This window comes from Herbaspirillum sp. AP02 (assembly GCF_015767275.1).
Taxonomy (GTDB): domain Bacteria; phylum Pseudomonadota; class Gammaproteobacteria; order Burkholderiales; family Burkholderiaceae_D; genus Herbaspirillum.
Genome location: NZ_JADWMY010000001.1, coordinates 1,013,317 through 1,030,463 on the forward strand (window position 1 = coordinate 1,013,317; position 17,147 = coordinate 1,030,463).

19 protein-coding genes are annotated in these 17,147 nt (G+C 63.0%); 12 read left to right on the top strand and 7 right to left on the bottom strand.

What is annotated here, in order from left to right; genetic code table 11:
- Position 1: 1 nt before the first annotated feature.
- Positions 2 to 1,720, bottom strand: a complete 1,719-nt coding sequence (locus tag I5R65_RS04580; protein WP_180667443.1) for an acetolactate synthase 3 catalytic subunit — start codon at positions 1,718 to 1,720, stop codon at positions 2 to 4.
- Positions 1,721 to 2,276: 556 nt separating this feature from the next.
- On the opposite strand from I5R65_RS04580, the gene I5R65_RS04585 reads away from it, so the two are divergent.
- The 5 genes from I5R65_RS04585 to I5R65_RS04605 all read left to right on the top strand — a co-directional run bounded on the left by I5R65_RS04585 (position 2,277) and on the right by I5R65_RS04605 (position 5,934).
- Positions 2,277 to 2,855 (top strand): RNA polymerase sigma factor, encoded by a 579-nt coding sequence (locus I5R65_RS04585; protein ID WP_180667440.1) that lies wholly within the window; start codon positions 2,277 to 2,279, stop codon positions 2,853 to 2,855.
- Positions 2,852 to 3,259 (top strand): DUF3619 family protein, encoded by a 408-nt coding sequence (locus I5R65_RS04590; protein ID WP_180667439.1) that lies wholly within the window; start codon positions 2,852 to 2,854, stop codon positions 3,257 to 3,259. The genes I5R65_RS04585 and I5R65_RS04590 overlap by 4 nt, the downstream gene beginning before the upstream one ends.
- Before the next feature lie 4 nt (positions 3,260 to 3,263).
- Positions 3,264 to 4,115: a DUF3106 domain-containing protein gene (locus I5R65_RS04595; RefSeq protein ID WP_180667438.1), complete on the top strand. Its 852-nt coding sequence runs from the start codon at positions 3,264 to 3,266 to the stop codon at positions 4,113 to 4,115.
- Between the two features lie 268 nt (positions 4,116 to 4,383).
- Positions 4,384 to 4,908: an RDD family protein gene (locus I5R65_RS04600; RefSeq protein ID WP_180667436.1), complete on the top strand. Its 525-nt coding sequence runs from the start codon at positions 4,384 to 4,386 to the stop codon at positions 4,906 to 4,908.
- A 96-nt stretch (positions 4,909 to 5,004) separates the two neighbouring features.
- The gene (locus I5R65_RS04605) at positions 5,005 to 5,934 is read left to right on the top strand and encodes an alpha/beta fold hydrolase (RefSeq protein WP_180667435.1); all 930 of its coding nucleotides are present in this window, start codon (positions 5,005 to 5,007) and stop codon (positions 5,932 to 5,934) included.
- Between the two features lie 113 nt (positions 5,935 to 6,047).
- On the opposite strand, the gene I5R65_RS04610 is transcribed toward I5R65_RS04605, so the two are convergent.
- Positions 6,048 to 6,395: a hypothetical protein gene (locus tag I5R65_RS04610; protein ID WP_231395050.1), complete on the bottom strand. Its 348-nt coding sequence runs from the start codon at positions 6,393 to 6,395 to the stop codon at positions 6,048 to 6,050.
- A 124-nt stretch (positions 6,396 to 6,519) separates the two neighbouring features.
- The gene (locus tag I5R65_RS04615) at positions 6,520 to 7,365 is read right to left on the bottom strand and encodes a ferritin-like domain-containing protein (RefSeq protein WP_180667433.1); all 846 of its coding nucleotides are present in this window, start codon (positions 7,363 to 7,365) and stop codon (positions 6,520 to 6,522) included.
- 128 nt (positions 7,366 to 7,493) lie between these two features.
- Between I5R65_RS04615 and I5R65_RS04620 the strand changes: the two genes are divergently transcribed.
- Entirely contained in the window at positions 7,494 to 8,018 is a 525-nt protein-coding gene (locus I5R65_RS04620) for a gamma carbonic anhydrase family protein (protein ID WP_180667432.1), read from the top strand.
- A gap of 20 nt (positions 8,019 to 8,038) precedes the next feature.
- Positions 8,039 to 8,968 carry an Hsp33 family molecular chaperone HslO gene (gene hslO, locus I5R65_RS04625; protein ID WP_180667431.1) on the top strand — a complete coding sequence of 310 codons (930 nt, stop codon included), beginning with the start codon at positions 8,039 to 8,041 and terminating at the stop codon, positions 8,966 to 8,968.
- A gap of 80 nt (positions 8,969 to 9,048) precedes the next feature.
- Here hslO and I5R65_RS04630 read toward each other — a convergent pair whose 3' ends face one another.
- Positions 9,049 to 9,771 (bottom strand): pseudouridine synthase, encoded by a 723-nt coding sequence (locus I5R65_RS04630; RefSeq protein WP_180667430.1) that lies wholly within the window; start codon positions 9,769 to 9,771, stop codon positions 9,049 to 9,051.
- A gap of 1 nt (position 9,772) precedes the next feature.
- The gene (locus I5R65_RS04635) at positions 9,773 to 10,600 is read right to left on the bottom strand and encodes an RNA methyltransferase (RefSeq protein WP_180667429.1); all 828 of its coding nucleotides are present in this window, start codon (positions 10,598 to 10,600) and stop codon (positions 9,773 to 9,775) included.
- A gap of 309 nt (positions 10,601 to 10,909) precedes the next feature.
- On the opposite strand from I5R65_RS04635, the gene I5R65_RS04640 reads away from it, so the two are divergent.
- From I5R65_RS04640 to I5R65_RS04660, 5 genes are all read left to right on the top strand, one after another.
- Positions 10,910 to 11,707, top strand: a complete 798-nt coding sequence (locus I5R65_RS04640) for an inositol monophosphatase family protein (RefSeq protein ID WP_180667427.1) — start codon at positions 10,910 to 10,912, stop codon at positions 11,705 to 11,707.
- A 100-nt stretch (positions 11,708 to 11,807) separates the two neighbouring features.
- Positions 11,808 to 12,341, top strand: a complete 534-nt coding sequence (locus tag I5R65_RS04645) for a VOC family protein (RefSeq protein ID WP_180667425.1) — start codon at positions 11,808 to 11,810, stop codon at positions 12,339 to 12,341.
- A gap of 30 nt (positions 12,342 to 12,371) precedes the next feature.
- A complete protein-coding gene (locus I5R65_RS04650; protein ID WP_180667424.1) occupies positions 12,372 to 13,127 on the top strand; it encodes an alpha/beta fold hydrolase in 756 nt (251 codons plus the stop codon).
- 171 nt (positions 13,128 to 13,298) lie between these two features.
- Complete coding sequence (locus I5R65_RS04655; protein WP_180667423.1) at positions 13,299 to 14,831, top strand: DEAD/DEAH box helicase; 1,533 nt, start codon at positions 13,299 to 13,301, stop codon at positions 14,829 to 14,831.
- A 79-nt stretch (positions 14,832 to 14,910) separates the two neighbouring features.
- On the top strand, positions 14,911 to 15,396 hold the full coding sequence (locus I5R65_RS04660; protein ID WP_180667422.1) for an N-acetyltransferase: 486 nt from the start codon (positions 14,911 to 14,913) through the stop codon (positions 15,394 to 15,396).
- A gap of 88 nt (positions 15,397 to 15,484) precedes the next feature.
- Here the strand turns inward: I5R65_RS04660 and I5R65_RS04665 are convergent, their stop codons facing one another.
- A complete protein-coding gene (locus tag I5R65_RS04665) occupies positions 15,485 to 16,294 on the bottom strand; it encodes a class II aldolase/adducin family protein (protein WP_231395051.1) in 810 nt (269 codons plus the stop codon).
- Positions 16,295 to 16,297: 3 nt separating this feature from the next.
- Positions 16,298 to 17,140: an ABC transporter substrate-binding protein gene (locus tag I5R65_RS04670; RefSeq protein ID WP_006464565.1), complete on the bottom strand. Its 843-nt coding sequence runs from the start codon at positions 17,138 to 17,140 to the stop codon at positions 16,298 to 16,300.
- Between the last annotated feature and the right edge of the window lie 7 nt (positions 17,141 to 17,147).

Below are 17,147 nucleotides of genomic sequence, written 5' to 3' on the forward strand. Positions count from 1 at the left end.
GTTAGAGATCCTCCGAACCCAGCAACATTTCAGTCAAACCCTTGCCCGCCTTGACCATCGGCCAGACGTTCTCGGTTTGATCCGTGATGAAGTTCATGAAGACCAATCTGTCTTTCATGGCGAAGGCTTCGCGCAGCGCGCCATCCACATCGCCCGGTTTCTCGATTTTCATGCCAACGTGGCCGTAGGACTCCGCCAGCTTGTTGAAGTCCGGCAGTGAATCCATGTAGGACTCGGAATAGCGCGAACCGTAGTCGATCTGCTGCCACTGGCGCACCATGCCCAGGAAGCGGTTGTTCAACAGGATGATCTTGGGGGTCAGGTGATACTGCTTGCAGGTCGCCAGCTCCTGGATGCACATCTGGATCGAGGCTTCGCCGGTGATGCAGGCCACCGTCGCATCCGGGTTGGCCATCTGCACGCCCATGGCGTACGGCAGGCCCACGCCCATGGTGCCCAGGCCACCGGAGTTGATCCAGCGGCGCGGCTTGTCGAAACCGTAGTATTGCGCGGCCCACATCTGGTGCTGGCCGACGTCGGAGGTGATGAAGGCATCGCCCTTGGTGACTTCCCAGACCTTCTGGACCACCGACTGCGGCTTGATGAATTCGTCCGAGGTGGCGAACTTGAGGCAGTCGCGCTTGCGCCATTCGTTGATCTGCTTCCACCAGGCGTCCAGCGCCGCACCGTTCTGGCGGGTCTCGGCGCTATCGAGCTGGGCCAGCAATTCCTGCAGCACGTCCTTGACGTTGCCCACGATGGGGATGTCGACCTTGACGCGCTTGGAAATCGACGACGGGTCGATATCGATATGAATGATCTTGCGGGCGTTCGAGGCAAAATGCTTGGGGTTGCCGATCACGCGGTCATCGAAGCGGGCGCCGATGGCGATGAGCACATCACTGTGCTGCATGGCCATGTTGGCTTCGTAGGTGCCGTGCATGCCGGGCATGCCCACGAACTTGTCGCTGGACGAGCGATAGGCGCCCAGGCCCATCAGCGTGTTGGTACAGGGGTAGCCCAGGCGATCGACCAGCTTGTTCAGCTCAGGCGCCGCATTGGCCAGGATGATGCCGCCGCCGGTGTAGATCATCGGACGCTCGGCCGACAGCAACAGCTGCAGCGCCTTGCGGATCTGGCCCGAGTGACCCTTGTCGACCGGCTTGTAGGAACGCATTTCCACCGCCTTCGGATACTCGTAGGCGCAGGTATGCATGGTGATGTCCTTCGGGATATCGACCAGGACCGGGCCGGGACGGCCGGTGGTGGCGATATAGAAGGCTTTCTTGACGGTTTCCGCCAGGTCCTTCACATCCTTCACGAGGAAGTTGTGCTTCACGCAGGGGCGGGTGATACCGACGGTGTCGCACTCCTGGAACGCGTCCTGGCCGATGGCGGTGGACGGCACCTGGCCGGAGATCACGACCATGGGAATCGAATCCATGTAGGCCGTGGCCAGGCCGGTGACGGCATTGGTCACGCCGGGGCCGGAGGTCACGATGGCCACGCCGACCTTCTGCGAGCTGCGCGAATACGCGTCCGCAGCGTGCACGGCCGCCTGTTCGTGACGAACCAGGATGTGCTGGAATTTGTCTTGCTTGAAGATTGCGTCGTAGATATAGAGGACGGCGCCACCAGGATAGCCGAAGACGTGTTCAACACCTTCTTCAGCCAGGCAACGGACGAGTATATCCGCGCCGGTGAATTGCTCAGCACTCATGCTGCTTCCTTTCAAGGTCCATTGGAAATTGATCGGATGTTCTCTCCTGACGGAATCGCATTCGTCGTCTTGCCGGCAGCATCCCTTTATTGTGCGGTCACGCCGTTTCTGCGCTCCAACCGTAGTGGAGTTTGAAACGTCGCTCAACGCGACTCGTTCAGCCTTGGTACAAGTTCGACTCTTACTGATTCCTCGCGCTTGTGGCACGGGTTAGAACAAACAAGCTTTAAACCTATAAAGCGTTTCCTGCACCGGCACGACCTTATGTGAAGCACCGGCAAGGAACAAAAACGCCCCAGATGTGGGAGGCGGGAAACAGGACAGTAATGCGTTGCATCATTTTGGTCAAGCTAATTCAGGCAGGATTCCGGTGAAATCGTTGCCGGCACTCGCGTTTGTGGGGTCGCGCGGGGATAAACTTCAGGACAAAGAGAGCCAACTTTGCTAGCATTCGGTCTGCTTTTTGACGATTTCTTGCATTTTTCGCATCTAGGCTGGCCAAACATGAACATCTTTGCCCGTGTTGGCCGGCAACCCATCCGGCACACCGTATTGCATGGCAACTGACAAAGAACTCTCCGATTTTCTTGAAAGTGTCGAACGCCGCGCCTTCAAACAGGCGGTGTATGCCGTGCGCAAGGATGAAGCCGCGTTGGACATCGTTCAGGATGCGATGATCAAGCTGGCCGAGAAATACGGCGACAAACCCGTCGACGAATTGCCGATGCTGTTCCAGCGCATCCTGCAAAACACCATCCATGACTTCTTCCGCCGCGAAAAGGTGCGCAACACCTGGGTAAGCCTGTTCTCCAGCTTTGGCGGTAACGGCGGCGATGGTGATGGCGCGGACGACTTCGACCTCCTGGAAAGCCTGGAATCAAGAGAAGGCTCCGAGGCCGCCGAATCCAGCGCCGACAAGGTCGAGCGCCAGCAGACCCTGAACCTGATCGATGCCGAAATACAAAAGCTGCCTACGCGTCAACGGGAAGCATTCCTGATGCGTTACTGGCAGGACATGGACGTGGCGGAAACAGCCGCCGCCATGGGTTGCTCCGAAGGTAGCGTCAAAACCCATTGCTCCCGCGCAACGCACGCGCTGGCTCAAGCCCTAAGAGCCAAAGGAATCTCATTATGAAGAACAAGGAAATGCAATTCGCCTACAAGGTGAAGCTGGCGCTTGACGCCAATCTGGACAACCTGTCCGACGACACCCTGCAAAGCCTGGCTGCTGCCCGCCGGGTCGCCCTGGCACGCAAGAAACATACGCCCATGACCGTGCGCGTGGAACAGCCGATCCTTGCCGGTGCCTTCGGCGGCGGCATGCTGCATCAGGAAAGCCCGTCGTGGTGGAACCGCCTCGGCGTGGCCGCTCCGCTGCTGGTGGGCATCATCCTGTTCGCCGGTATCTATCAGCACGAGAACGCCAAGCGGGTGTCCTACCTGGCCGACATCGATGCGGCGGTGCTGTCCGACGAGCTGCCGCTGTCGGCCTACCTGGATCACGGTTTCAATGCCTTCCTGGCAGAAAAGGGACAATAAGACGATGCGCAACACCACCGGTACCCCCAAAGCCTACGCCCGCTTCTCGCGCATTGCGCTGGCGCTGGCCGTGCTGGCCGGTGGATTGAGCTGCGCCTGGACCGTGGCGCAGAATACGCAAGTCGTGGCCCCCGCCGCCGCCCCGACATCGGCATCGGTGGCCAACCCCGCTACCGTTGGCACCCCGGCGGCACCTGCGGCAGCAGCAGGCGCTTCGCATCCCGCCAAGTCCGCCACCAAAACCGCCGTCCGCAAGCCCGACAACAAGCTGGCCTGGGCCAATCTCTCGCAAGCCCAGCACGAGGCGCTGGAACCGCTGACCGGCGAATGGCCGCGCATGAGCGAACTGCAAAAGGAAAAATGGCTGGAAATCGGTAAGCGTTACACCAGGATGAAGCCGGAAGAGCAGCAGCGCCTGCATGAGCGCATGCGCGACTGGGTCAAGCTGACCCCGGCCCAGCGCAGCGCCGCCCGTACCAACTATGCCCGCGCCAAGAAACTCGATGCGGAAGAAAAGCACGAGCAGTGGACCAAGTACCAGCAATTGTCCGAAGAGCAGAAAAAGAAGCTGGCCGAGGCCAAGCTGCCGCGCCGCGTCGCCAAGCTGCCGACCACGCCGGCCGCGGCTGCGCCCTCCATCCAGTTGCCTGCCGAAGCACTGGATAGACCGCTGCCCGTCGTCCCTGCCCCGACCCCAGCCGCTGCGCCGGCTCCAGCCCTGGTGCCGGGCTCGCAGGCAATACCGGTGCCCGCCTTGGCACCGACTGCAGCCGCACCGACCACGGTGGCTGTCAGTGCCGCAGCGACCTCTCCAGCCGTGATGACCGCGACCAGCGCAACGGCCGAGAGCAAGTAAGTCCGACCGTCCAGACAAGTTCGCACCGCTCTCCCACCCGCCCTCATCCCCGCTCACGGACTGCTTCTACGCTTTGCGCTAGCGGATGCGCACTTGCGTCCTTGCGCTGGCTCAAGTCGCATCATAGGCAAGTCGCTCCGATTGCTTTACCATCTGCGGGCCACGCCAGCGGCATGCAGGCCTGCTGTTGGATATCGGTCGCAGCCCATCGCCATCGCCGTAACCTTCAAGCGACCACTACATCAAGAACAAAGACCAAACCACAACCATGACGGATTTCGCCACGCCCTCGCTGCGCCGCCGCTTGAGTAGCATGTTGTATGAATCGATGCTGCTGTTCGGCGTGCTGTTCATGTCCGGCTGGCTGTTCTCCACCCTCCTGCAACAGCGCCATGCGCTCTATCTCCGCCACGCGCTCGAAGCCTGGCTGTTCCTGGTACTGGCGGTCTATTTCATCTGGTTCTGGACGCACGGCGGGCAAACCCTGGCGATGAAAACCTGGCGCTTCAGGGTCGTCGACCGCCTGGGCCAGCCGGTGAGTCTCTGGCGTGCGACCCTGCGCTTCTTCCTGGCCTGGCTATGGATACTGCCGGGGCTGGCACTGGCCTCCCTGGCCCGCGGACAGCACTGGCTGCTGGTGCTGATCCCGGCTGCCAACCTGCTCCTCTGGGCGCTGACCAGCAGAGTCGACAGCCAAGGCCAGTTCCTGCACGACCGCCTTGCCGGCACGCGCCTGGTCGACATCACCCCAGCATTGAAAGCCCCCCTCCCGCAAGCCGGCGCCAAGTCATGAAGCGGACATGAGCGCTGCGCGGCGCTCTGTTATGCTCTCGGGCGACCGCCTGCGCCTGCATGCCCACCCACCTGATCGCCCCGGACGCCAGCCCGCATGATTTCACGCATCTCCAGAACCCTGCTCCTCGTCCAGTTCGGCATTGCGATCCTGTTCTATTTCCTGCTTCGGCATTTCGAGTGGCCTATCGTGGTGGCCGCTCTGGGTGGCCTCCTCATCGTCCTGATGTTGCGCGCTCAGATCACGGCCAACAGCTTTTTCCTGACCTGGCCCTATCGCGGGCGCACCTCCAACCCGGTGGAAATCAGCTGGCTGCAGATCAGCACCCTTTTCCTGCGCGAATTCCGGGCCACCATGCTCTGCTCCTCGTGGGCCATGCCTTTCCTGCGCTTCGATCAGTTCAGCTATCCCGACACCACCTCCCTGCCGGTGCTGCTGGTCCATGGCTATGGCTGCAACAGCGGCTACTGGCGCTGGATGAGCCTGGAGTTGCGGGAAGCCCACATCACCCACTACGCGCTGGACATGGAGCCGGTCTTTGGCAGCATCGACGACTACGCCCCCCTTCTCCACGCCGCCGTGCAACGCGTCCTGGCGGAAACCGGCCAGAAGAAGATCGCGATCGTCGCCCACAGCATGGGCGGGCTGGCTGCCCGCGCCTATCTGCGCGACCACGGCTGCGACAGCGTGGCCCGCGTGATCACCCTGGGTTCGCCACACCATGGCACGGCGATTGCCAACTTCGGCATCGGCATCAATTGCGGTGAAATGAACTGGCTGGGCCGCTACGAAGAAGGCCGCAGCAGCGAATGGCTGCAAAAGCTGGCCGCCACCGAAGAAGCGGACGCCCTGTCGCACATCGTCTCGATCTATTCCCATCACGACAACATCATCTCGCCGCAGAGCTCGGCGCACCTGGACGGCGCCTGGAACATCCCGGTCATCGGCATCGGCCATGTGGCGCTGGCACTGGAACCGGCCATCCAGAAGATGGTGATCGACCTGATCCACAACGCCCGCGAATAGCGCAGGGAAAGCGCCCCGGAGGGCAGCCTGAAGGAACAATGCCGTCCAGCGCAGGCGGGACGGCATTGTGGGGGCTACCGGCAATAGCCCGGCAGCGTGGTACTTGTTTCTTCTTATTTCTTGGTGGCGTCCTGCAGCTTCTGACCGGCTTGCTCCATTTTCTCGCCGGTCTTCTGGGCCAGGTCCTTGGCCCCTTCCTTGGTCTTTTCGTAGGCTTCCTTGGCGTCGACCTTGGCCTGATCCAGCGCGCCATCGAGCTTGGAGCCGGACTCGCTGGTCTGGTCCTTGGCCTGGCCGGTGACTTCGTCGAGCTTCTTGCCGGCATCCTGCACCGCGCCATCGATCTTCTTGCCCAGCGCCTCGGCCGGTCCCGGCTCTTCCTTCTTCTGGCAGGCTGCCAGCAGGGAAATGGCGGCAACGCTCACGACCACACCGGCCAACAGTTTGGACATCTTGTTCATGTTGTCATCCTTTCCATTCATATAAGTGATCCCGAAACGTCGGAATTCGGGGGAGACGATAGCACAACAGCAAGCCGTCCCCCACCCTCGCGAAAATTGCTTACATTTCTTGCAAATCCGTCGATCATCGCGAAAGATCGCTGAACATCAGCATTTCCTCGTCCGAAAAACCGGCCGCCCGTCTGGCATGCAGATTGAATGGCCCGCGCAGCGGTGGCGCCTTGTGTTGCAGGCACAACTGGGTAAAGGTGGCGATCGGGTCCAGTTGCCGCTGTTCGCACAACCAGTTGAACCAGCGATTGCCGATGAGCACATGACCCACTTCATCGCGCATGATGATATCCAGTATCTCGGCCGCCGCCAGATCACCCGCCTGCGCCAGCTTGGCACGCACCGGCGGCGCCGCATCCAGTCCACGGGCCTCCAGCGTGCGCGGCACCAGCGCAATGCGCGCCAGGACATCGCCCTTGGTCGATTCCGCCATGTCCCACAAGGCATTGTGGGCGGTGAAATCGCCATAGGCATGTCCAAGCGTCTTCAGATGCTCGGCCAGCAAGCTGAAGTGATAGGCCTCCTCATCGGCAACCTGCATCCAGTCTGCGTAGAAATCGCGGGGCATGCCGGGAAAGCGCCAGACCGCGTCCAGTGCCAGATTGATGGCATTGAACTCGATATGCGCCAGGGCATGGATCAGCGCCGCCCTGCCCTCGGGCGTGCCCATGGAACGATGCTTCACCTCCAGCGGCGATACCAGGGCCGGCCGCGCCGGACGGCCCGGGATCCCGCGGCCCTCGTCCAGCGCTGCCAGATCGTCCTGCTCCAGGGGCAGTTCGCCTGCCGACCACGCGGCCCGCAGGCTGCGCACCGTACTGCACTTGACGGCCGGATGGATTTCTTTCAGGCAAGACAGGGCGGCACTACGCAAGCCGGTAAATGAAAAGACTTCATCTGGGGAAGAGGACTGATCCAAGGAACTGACTTTCAGGGAAGGTAAAATACGCGGTTGAGGACGCCGGACTTGTCTCCATATGAAGACAAGTTCACCGCAAGGCAAGGCATCACATACCGACCAGCAGGTAACGAGGAGACAATTTTATTATGGCGATCTACCAATTGGAGCAGGACACCCCCGAAATCCACGACACCGCCTTCGTGGCCGAGTCGTCCACCGTGGTGGGCAAGGTGAAGATGGAGCCGCATTCCAGCGTCTGGTTCAACGTTGCCATCCGTGGCGACAATGAACTCATCACCATCGGCGAGAACAGCAATGTGCAGGAAGGGGCTGTGCTGCATACCGACGTGGGATATCCGATGATGATCGGCAAGAATGTCACCATCGGCCACCAGGCCATGCTGCACGGCTGCACCATCGGCGAAGGCGCGCTGATCGGCATCCAGGCGGTGGTGCTCAATGGCGCCAAGATCGGCAGGAATTGCCTGGTCGGCGCCGGTGCACTGGTGACTGAAGGCAAGGAGTTCCCGGACAACTCGCTGATCATCGGCACCCCCGCCAAGGCGGTTCGCCAGTTGAGTGAAGAAGATATCGCGCGCATGCACGCCGGCACGGACAGCTATGTCCAGCGCGCACAACAGTTCAAGGCCAAGCTCAAGCGCATCGCCTGAGCCGCCAAGCAAAGGAAACAATGAAAGACACGCTGCAGAAATTCCTGGTCGATGACGCTCCCGTGCGGGGCGAACTGGTCGAAATCTCCGACACCTGGCGCCAGGTGCAGGACCGCCGCGCCTATCCGGTAGCGGTACGCGCGCTGCTGGGCGAGATGCTGGCAGCTTCTGCCCTGCTCTCTGCCAATCTGAAGTTCAACGGCATGATCATCATGCAGATCCATGGCGATGGCCCGGTCAAGCTGCTGGTGGTGGAGTGCGACTCCGAACTGCAACTGCGCGCCACCGCCAAGCTGGCCGAGGATGCGGAAATCGCCGACGACGCGACCCTGACGGACCTGGTCAATGCCAACGGCGATGGCCGCTTCGTCATCACCCTCGACCCCAAGGACAAGCTGCCAGGCCAGCAGGCCTACCAGGGCGTGGTGCCGCTGGATGGCGATAACGTGGCCACCGTGATCGAGAATTACATGCTGCGTTCCGAGCAACTGGACACCAAACTGTGGCTGGCCGCCGACGAACACGTCTCACGCGGCCTGTTGCTGCAGAAGCTACCCACCATCGGCGGCACCGCCGCCCCCACCGCCAAGCCTGAAGGCGAGCTGGAAGACTGGAACCACATGGTCATGCTGGGCGACACCTTGCGGCGCGAGGAATTGCTCTCCACCGACATCGCCACGCTGATGCACCGCCTGTTCTGGGAACAGAACATCCGTGTCTTCGACCCCGTCCATCCGCAGTTCCACTGCTCCTGCTCGCGCGAGAAGGTCGGCAACATGCTGAAGATGCTGGGCCAGGAGGAAATCGCCGAAGCACTGACGCAGATGGAAAAGCTGGCCATCGACTGCGACTTCTGCGGGCAGCACTATGAGTTCGATGCGGTGGATTGCGCGCAACTGTTCGTGGCCGATGTAAGTGGTGCGAGCGAGGCGGGAGAGGTCCGGCATTAAGCCCAACCCCTGCCAGTGAAAACGCCATCGGTTTTGCGACCGATGGCGTTTTTCTTGTCATCTCGTCGACGTCGTGAAGCCTATTCCTGATCCGGCACCAGCAGCGCCATCTGCTGCGCATCCAGGTAAGTCCACTCCCCCTCCTCCAGTCCCAGCGCCTTCAGTTGCAAGCCACCGATGGCGACCCGGGACAGTGCGCTGCAATGATTGCCGGCGGCAGCCAGCATGCGCTTGACCTGGTGGTATTTGCCCTGCTCCAGCACGATCTCCAGCAGGTTCTCGCCCAGTTGGCGGCAGCGGGTGGCGGCCAGCGGGGCCGGTTCGTCGTGCAGTTGCACGCCGGCCTTCAGTTGGTCGATCAGCGCCTGTGTCACCGGCTCGGCGGTGGTCGCCGCATACACCTTGGGGACGTGGCGCTTGGGTGAGGATTGGGCGTGGATGAAGGCGCCATCGTCGGACATCAGCAACAGCCCGGTGGTGTCGTGATCCAGTCGCCCCACCGGTTGCACGTCGCGCCAGGTGAACTGCTCCGGCAGCAAGGTCAGCACGCCCGGGTGATGGCTGGGCTTGCGCGAGCATTCGATGTTGGGCGGCTTGTTGATGGCGATGTAGACGTGCTCGCGGTACTCCCACTCTTCCTCGAAGATGGTCAGCACCAGCCCGGTGGGTTCGGGCGTGGCCCGGTAATCGTCCACCACTTCACCACCGATCGAGACTTCTCCATCCTCGATCAATTCACGACAATACTTGCGCGAACCGAAACCCTGCGATTGCAGGATGCGGTCCAGGGTCAGCTTGGCCATGTCAGCCTTCTCCTTGTTCGTTCTGTGCGGACTTGCCGGCCTTGGCCTGCTTGGGTTCCAGGATCTGGCGGGCGATGCCGCGCAGGATGTTGACCTCTTCAGTCTCCAGCTGGGCGCGCGAGAACATGCGCTTCAAGCGCGGCATCAGTTTCTTGGGATTGTCGGGATTGAGGAAATCGATGGACACCAGGGCCTGTTCCAGGTGGGCGAACATACCCTCGATCTCGGCCACGCTGGCACTCTGGCCTTGGAAACCAACCTCGCCCGGCGCGCGCGCATCGCCGCTGGTCTGCATCGGCCCGCCCTGCACTTCCAGCTCCGTCATGCGGCACTCGTAGGCCAGCACCTGCACCGCCTGCGCCAGGTTCAGCGAGGAATAGTCGGGGTTGGCCGGGATGTTCAACAGCGCCTGGCACTTCTGCACCACCTCGTTGGGCAGGCCGAAGCGCTCGTTGCCAAAAAGCAGCGCGGCATTGAGCCCGGTATCGCGTGACAGCTGCCCGGCCAGCTCGCGGGGCGAGACCACGGGCGGCGAAAACTCGCGCAACCGGGCGCTGACGGCGGCGGCGAAGTTGCATCCTTGCAACGCTTCTTCCACGCTGCCGACAATGCGTGCATTTTGCAACACATCCAGGGCGCCGCTGGCGAAGGCAATGGCTTCATCTTCCTTGACCGCGTCCGGAAAGCGCGGATTGACCAGCACCAGCTCCGAAAAGCCCATGGTCTTGATGGCCCGTGCGGCCGAACCGATATTGCCCGGACTGCTGGTATTGACCAGTACGAAACGCAAACGGCTGAAAAGAGATTGTCCTGACACTTGCTTGTTCATTTAAAATAGCGGGATTCGCGCCCCAGGATAGGATATTGGCAAAACGTCAATATTGCAGTAGCAGATCAAACCCAGGTTGGCCCAGGTTGATCGAAGCTGCGCCCCGGACTGCATGGCAAACCCGCAAGCATAACAGCCGCGGGTGGCGCAACGCTCATTAATTTCATCGTCGCACTGGTTTGACTGCCGGGTTTCGCCTGGCCAGCCTGTTCCGCAAGCTTGACGCGGGAGGCCGGTCCGTCGGCCATGGCGACGATGAGCAACGCAGCCATCGTCAACGATGGCCGCAATTTTAACGGAACCATCGGAATGCTCATCCCACCCATGCTCAATACGGCGATCAAGGCTGCTCGCCGCGCCGCCACCATCATCAACCGTGCGTCCTTCGACGTGTCGCTGCTGAAGGTCTCCAAGAAGTCGCACAACGACTTCGTGACCGAAGTGGACAAGGCCGCCGAGGATGCCATCATCGACGTGCTCAAGAACGCCTACCCCGACCACGCCATCCTGGCCGAGGAATCCGGTGCGTCCGACAACCTGCACGATGAAAACGAAAACGTCTGGATCATCGATCCCCTGGACGGCACCACCAACTTCATCCACGGCTTCCCGCAATACTGCGTCTCGATCGCCCTGCAACAGCGCGGCATCATCACCCAGGCAGTGGTCTACGACCCGACCCGCAACGACCTGTTCACCGCCTCCAAGGGCGCGGGCGCCTACCTGAACGAAAAGCGCATCCGCGTGGGCAAGCGCGACAAGATCGCTGACGCCCTGATCGGCACCGGCTTCCCCTTCCGCGACCTGGACGGCCTGAACGAATACGTCACCATGTTCAAGGTCATGACCGAACACAGCGCCGGCCTGCGCCGCCCGGGTGCCGCCGCCCTGGACCTGGCCTATGTCGCCGCCGGCCGCCTGGACGGCTTCTTCGAGAAGGGCCTGAAGCCCTGGGACATCGCCGCCGGCTCGCTGCTGGTGACCGAAGCCGGAGGCCTGGTCGGCACCTTCAAGGGTGACTCCGACTACCTCTATAAGGGCGATGTCATCGCCGGCAGCCCGAAGATCTTCGCTCAGCAAGTCAACCTGTTGTCCGAATTTGCCTGATCCTTCACTTTTGCTTAAGCTCGTCTCATGATCACCCGCCGGACGGCGGCACAGGCATTGCTGCTATAGTGCCGCTACCGGCGATGACCGAGGAGACGACATGCCCACCCCGCCTGACGCAGCCACGCTGCCCCAGTCCAGTCCTTCCGCCTGCGCCTTGCCGGCGGGCTACCACAGCGTCACTCCCTACCTGATCGTGCAAGCCTCCGCCGAGGCCATCGCCTTCTACGCTCGCGCCTTCGGCGCCGTGGAAGTCATGCGCCTGGACGGTCCCCACGGCAAGGTCTGGCACGCCGAAATCCAGATCGGCGATGCCCGCGTGATGCTGGCCGACGAACATCCCGAACTGGGCTTCCTGAGCCCGCAGACGCTGGGCGGCGCGGGCGTGAGCCTGCTGGTCTACGTGGCCGACGTCGATGCCGTCTTCAGCCAGGCGATGGCCGCCGGTGCCGTGCAATTGCGGCCGGTGCAGAACCAGTTCTATGGCGACCGCTCCGGCACCCTGCGCGACCCCTTCGGCCATGTCTGGTCGATTGCCACCCATGTCGAAGACCTCAGCACCGAAGAAATCTGCGCGCGCTCGCGCGAACTGCTGGCGCGCCGCTGCAAGAAGCTGGTCGATCACAACAACTGAACCCTGCCGCCTATCCCCACCATCCCCACCATGCCCTTTGCCCTGAGCGACAACCGCAAGATCCACTACCAGGTCGAGGGCGAAGGCCCTCCCCTGCTGTTGCACCACGGCTTTACCAGCAGCCTGGAAGCCTGGCGCTTCTTCGGCTTCACCTCGGTGTTGCGCCAGCATTACCAGGTCATCCTGTTCGATGCCCTGGGCCATGGCCAGAGCGACAAGCCGCACGAGACCGCCGCCTACACCCAGGTGCAGCGCTGCCGCGACGCCGTGGCCGTGCTGGACGCCCTGCAGATCGAGCGCGCCCACTTCTTCGGCTACTCGCTGGGCGGCTGGGTCGGCTACGGGCTGGTACGCCATGCGCCACAGCGCCTGCGCAGCCTCATCCTGGGCGCTGCCCATCCGTACGAGGACCGCAGCTGGGACGGCTTCCACGGCATCGACGGACGCGACCCCGAGGCCTTCATCAGCACCTTCGAAGCCCTGCTGGACGAACAGATATCGCCCCAGGTGAAGATGCTCATCCGGGCCAACGACCTGGTGGCCCTGGCCGCCGCCGCCCAGCAGCCGCGCCCCTCGCAGCAAGACCTGCTGGCACGGATGGAGCTGCCCTGCCTGCTGTTCTGCGGTGACGCCGATGCGCGCCATGCTGCCGTCGAGCGTACTGCGGCGTTATTGCCACAGGCAGAATTTGTCAGCCTGCCCGGCGTCACGCACTTCGGCGGATTGATGCAAAGCGCGCTGGTACTCCCTCCCGTGCAATCCTTCCTGGCCCGCCAGCACGGATGAGCTGCCCGCATCCGGATGCAAAATAAATCACGTCGCCCGCAGACTGCGCTGTTATACTGCGGCCTGCGCGGCGTATAGCCAGTCAAGTCCGCGCCCTCCTCCAGTTCCAACCCGTTTGCCTGCGACTGGCGCCCGTACGGGGCCACAGGCCAAACCCATTTTCAGAGTCTCATGTCATTTTCCGCGCTCGGCTTGTCCGACGAAATCGTTCGTGCCGTTTCCGAACAAGGCTATACCTCCCCCACTCCGATCCAGGCCCAAGCCGTCCCCGCCGTACTCTCCGGTGGTGACCTGCTGGCCGGCGCCCAGACCGGCACCGGCAAGACCGCCGGCTTTACGCTGCCGCTGCTGCAACGCCTGTCGGCCATGCCGCGCAACAAGATCAACGGCCACCTGCCCATCCGTGCCCTGATCCTGGCGCCCACCCGCGAACTGGCAGCCCAGGTCGAGGAAAGCGTGCGCCAGTACGGCAAGTACCTGCCGCTGACCTCGGCCTGCATCTTCGGTGGTGTCGGCATCAATCCGCAGATCACCCTGTTGAAGCGCGGCGTCGATATCCTGGTGGCCACGCCCGGCCGCCTGCTGGACCACATGCAGCAAGGCACCGTGAACCTGCAGCACATCCAGATCCTGGTGCTGGACGAAGCCGACCGCATGCTGGACATGGGCTTCATCCGCGACATCCGCAAGGTGCTGGCCGCGCTGCCGCCCAAGCGCCAGAACCTGCTGTTCTCGGCCACCTTCGCCGACGAGATCAAGAAGCTGGCCGACAGCCTGCTGAACAACCCGGCCCTGATCGAAGTGGCCCGCCGCAACTCCACCGTGGAAGTGATCGCGCAAAAGCTGCACCCGGTCGACCGCGACAAGAAGCACCCGATGCTGGCGCACCTGATCAAGACCCACCAGTGGAAGCAGGTGCTGGTCTTCACCCGTACCAAGCACGGCGCCAACAAGCTGGTCGAGCAACTGGCGCGTGACGGCATCACCGCCATGGCGATCCACGGCAACAAGAGCCAGTCGGCACGTACCAAGGCGCTGGCCGAGTTCAAGGACGGCAAGCTGACCGCCCTGATCGCCACCGACATCGCTGCCCGCGGCATCGATATCGACCAGTTGCCGCACGTGGTCAACTATGACCTGCCCAACGTCCCCGAAGACTATGTCCACCGCATCGGCCGTACCGGCCGCGCCGGCGCCACCGGCGAAGCCGTGTCGCTGGTCTGCGTGGACGAGCGCGACCTGCTGCACGATATCGAACGCTTCATCAAGCGCGAAATCCCGGTGGAAGTGATCGCCGGTTTCGAACCGGATCCCACCGCCAAGCCGCAGCCGATCCAGCTGCGCAGCGGCCAGGGTCGTCACCAGAGCCCTGGCGGCGGACGCGGCGGCCAGCGCAGCGCACCGCGCAAGCCGGCAGCAGCGGGCGGCGGCAATGGCAATGGCGGCGCCAAGCCAGCCGGAGCCGGTGCCGCTCAGCAGGCCAAGCCACGTAATCCGGGCAATGGCAATGCACCGCGCGGCCAGGGTCGTGCGCCGGGCAGCCAAGCCGGCAATGGCGGTGGCAATGGTGGCAACAACGCCAATCGCGCGCCCAAGCCGGCCAGCGGCAACGCCCAGCCACGCAGCAGCCAGGGCCAGCAACGCCAGGGTGGTCCGCGTCAGTCCGCGCTCACGCACGGCGGACAACGCAGCGGCGGCAAGTAAGCAAAGCGGCAAGCGGGCCGATCCGATTCGACCTGCTTCGCTTCGAGCCAATTCGATTCCATAGCCAGCAGGGGAAGACATGGCGGTATCCATCGTCAAGGCCGATCTCGACAACGCTGCCCATGCGGCAGCGCTCTTCGAGACGCTCAACGCCTACGCATCCGACGCCATGGGGGGCGGACAGGCCCTGTCCGACTACGTACGTCAGAACCTCGCGGCGGAACTGAAGAAACGTTCCACCGCCCATGTCTTCCTGGCCTTCGACGGCAACACCCCCGCTGGCCTGGCGACCTGCATCGAAGGGTTCTCGACCTTTTCCTGCAAGCCGCTGCTGAACCTGCACGATCTGGCCGTGATGCCGGCCTATCGCGGCCAGGGCGTGGCCAGGCAATTGCTGGCCAGCGTGGAACGGCAAGCCCGCGCACTGGGCTGTTGCAAGCTGACGCTGGAAGTCCTGGAAGGCAATACGGTGGCACGTTCGCTATATCGCGCCAGCGGCTTCGCAGGCTATGAATTGAAGGCCGAGACCGGCAAGGCGATGTTCATGCAGAAACTGCTGGACTGAGCCTGCTGCTAGCCGCACATGACAACGCCCGCATCATCGATGCGGGCGTTGTCTTTTGAAGCGCCGATGGGAAGAACCGATGACGCGCTCAGCAGCGGTACCCCGGCCCCTCCTCCTGCACCAGCCGCAAGGCCGCCTCCCAGGCCAGGTCAATGATGCCGCTGGCCTGGTCGTTGTCGAACTGGCCAGCGGCGCGCAGGCGCACTTCCTCCGCCGGCAGGTGCAAGGCAGCCCCACCCGCTTGCGCCGCCACCTGGGCCTGGCAGGCCCGCTCCAGGAAATAGATTTCATGGAACGCCGCCGCCACCGACTCCCCCGCCGCCAGCAAGCCATGGTTGCGCAGGATCATGGCCTTGTGCGACCCCAGCGCTGCCACCAGCCGCTCGCGCTCTTCGGTATCGAGGGCGATGCCTTCGTACTCGTGATAGGCCAGCTTGCCGTAGAACTTGAGGGCATGCTGGCTGATCGGCAGCAGCCCGTCACGCTGGGCCGAGACCGCAATCCCGGCCGTGGTATGCGTGTGGATCACGCAATGCAGGTCCGGCCGGGCCTGATGCACCGCCGAATGGATCACGAAGCCGGCGCGATTGACCCGCTGCGCCGGTGCGGCAGTGCTGCCCATCTGCACGGCCTGCCCCTGGGCATCCACCTTGACCAGATCGGAAGCGCGCATCTCGTGGAACAGCACGCCATAGCGATTGATCAGGAAGTGACCAGGCTGCCCCGGCACCCGCGCCGAGATGTGTGTATCGATCAGGTCGGTCATACGGAAGTGCGCCAGCAGCCGGTACAGCGCCGCCAGTTCACAGCGCGCCTGCCACTCCACCTCCTCGGCACCTGTCAGGCCCAGCCGGCGGGCGGCGGCCTGCTCGGCTTCATCAAACTCGACGCCGGCCATGACTCACTTGCCCTGGTTAAGCGCGGCCGGCATGGCGCTGCCCTGCAGCTTGTACTTGGCCAGCAGCTTGTCGTAGGTCCCGTTGGCCTGCAGGCGCTTCAAAGCCTCCAGCACGGCGTCGCGCAAGCCCGGTTCGCTCTTGGAGACCGGAATGCCGGTCTCCTGCGCAAACAGCGGCTGCCCCAGCAGGACATAGGTATTGGGTTCCATGCCCTGGAAGTAAGGCAGGGTCTCGCTGCCCTGCACCGCCACATCGATACGGCCGGTCTTGAGCTGGGTGCGCGCATCCACCGAGCCTTCGGTACCGATCACGGTGATGGCCGGCTTGCCCTTGGCTTCACAGTTGTCCTTGCTCCAGCCGGCGATCTGGCCCGGCCAGTTGGTATTGCGGCTGGCACCGACCTTGGTGCCACAGACGTCGGCGATGCCCTTGATACGCGCCGCATTGGCCTGCAGCGTGAAGAATTGCGGGCCGGTCTTCATGTAGTCGATGAAGTCGGCCACCTTCTGCCGTTCGGCCGTGTCGCTGATGGCCACCATGGCGATGTCGGCGCGGCCGGTGGTGAGCGAACTAAAGACCTGGGCGAAGGCGGTTTCCTGGTACTCCACCTTCAGGCCCAGTTCCTTGGCGATGGCCGCCCCGAGGTCGATGTCCAGCCCCATCAGCTCGCCCGTGGCCGGGTCCTTGTAGGCGATGGGCGGGTAGTTGGCCTGCGAGGCGATGACCAGCTTGCCGGCCTTCTTGATGCGATCCGGCAGGTCGGCCGCGTGCGCGCCGCTGGCGGCCAGGGTGACGGTGGCGGCCAACGTAGCCAGGCCCAACATGGTCTTGTGTTTCAGCTTCACGGGATTC

Bases quoted from the DNA above. Each gene is read 5' to 3' on its own strand.
- I5R65_RS04580 (WP_180667443.1), bottom strand. From the start codon at position 1,720: ATGAGTGCTGAGCAATTCACCGGCGCGGATATACTCGTCCGTTGCCTG.
- I5R65_RS04585 (WP_180667440.1), top strand. From the start codon at position 2,277: ATGGCAACTGACAAAGAACTCTCCGATTTTCTTGAAAGTGTCGAACGC.
- I5R65_RS04590 (WP_180667439.1), top strand. From the start codon at position 2,852: ATGAAGAACAAGGAAATGCAATTCGCCTACAAGGTGAAGCTGGCGCTT.
- I5R65_RS04595 (WP_180667438.1), top strand. From the start codon at position 3,264: ATGCGCAACACCACCGGTACCCCCAAAGCCTACGCCCGCTTCTCGCGC.
- I5R65_RS04600 (WP_180667436.1), top strand. From the start codon at position 4,384: ATGACGGATTTCGCCACGCCCTCGCTGCGCCGCCGCTTGAGTAGCATG.
- I5R65_RS04605 (WP_180667435.1), top strand. From the start codon at position 5,005: ATGATTTCACGCATCTCCAGAACCCTGCTCCTCGTCCAGTTCGGCATT.
- I5R65_RS04610 (WP_231395050.1), bottom strand. From the start codon at position 6,395: ATGAACAAGATGTCCAAACTGTTGGCCGGTGTGGTCGTGAGCGTTGCC.
- I5R65_RS04620 (WP_180667432.1), top strand. From the start codon at position 7,494: ATGGCGATCTACCAATTGGAGCAGGACACCCCCGAAATCCACGACACC.
- hslO (WP_180667431.1), top strand. From the start codon at position 8,039: ATGAAAGACACGCTGCAGAAATTCCTGGTCGATGACGCTCCCGTGCGG.
- I5R65_RS04630 (WP_180667430.1), bottom strand. From the start codon at position 9,771: ATGGCCAAGCTGACCCTGGACCGCATCCTGCAATCGCAGGGTTTCGGT.
- I5R65_RS04635 (WP_180667429.1), bottom strand. From the start codon at position 10,600: ATGAACAAGCAAGTGTCAGGACAATCTCTTTTCAGCCGTTTGCGTTTC.
- I5R65_RS04640 (WP_180667427.1), top strand. From the start codon at position 10,910: ATGCTCATCCCACCCATGCTCAATACGGCGATCAAGGCTGCTCGCCGC.
- I5R65_RS04645 (WP_180667425.1), top strand. From the start codon at position 11,808: ATGCCCACCCCGCCTGACGCAGCCACGCTGCCCCAGTCCAGTCCTTCC.
- I5R65_RS04650 (WP_180667424.1), top strand. From the start codon at position 12,372: ATGCCCTTTGCCCTGAGCGACAACCGCAAGATCCACTACCAGGTCGAG.
- I5R65_RS04655 (WP_180667423.1), top strand. From the start codon at position 13,299: ATGTCATTTTCCGCGCTCGGCTTGTCCGACGAAATCGTTCGTGCCGTT.
- I5R65_RS04660 (WP_180667422.1), top strand. From the start codon at position 14,911: ATGGCGGTATCCATCGTCAAGGCCGATCTCGACAACGCTGCCCATGCG.
- I5R65_RS04665 (WP_231395051.1), bottom strand. From the start codon at position 16,294: ATGGCCGGCGTCGAGTTTGATGAAGCCGAGCAGGCCGCCGCCCGCCGG.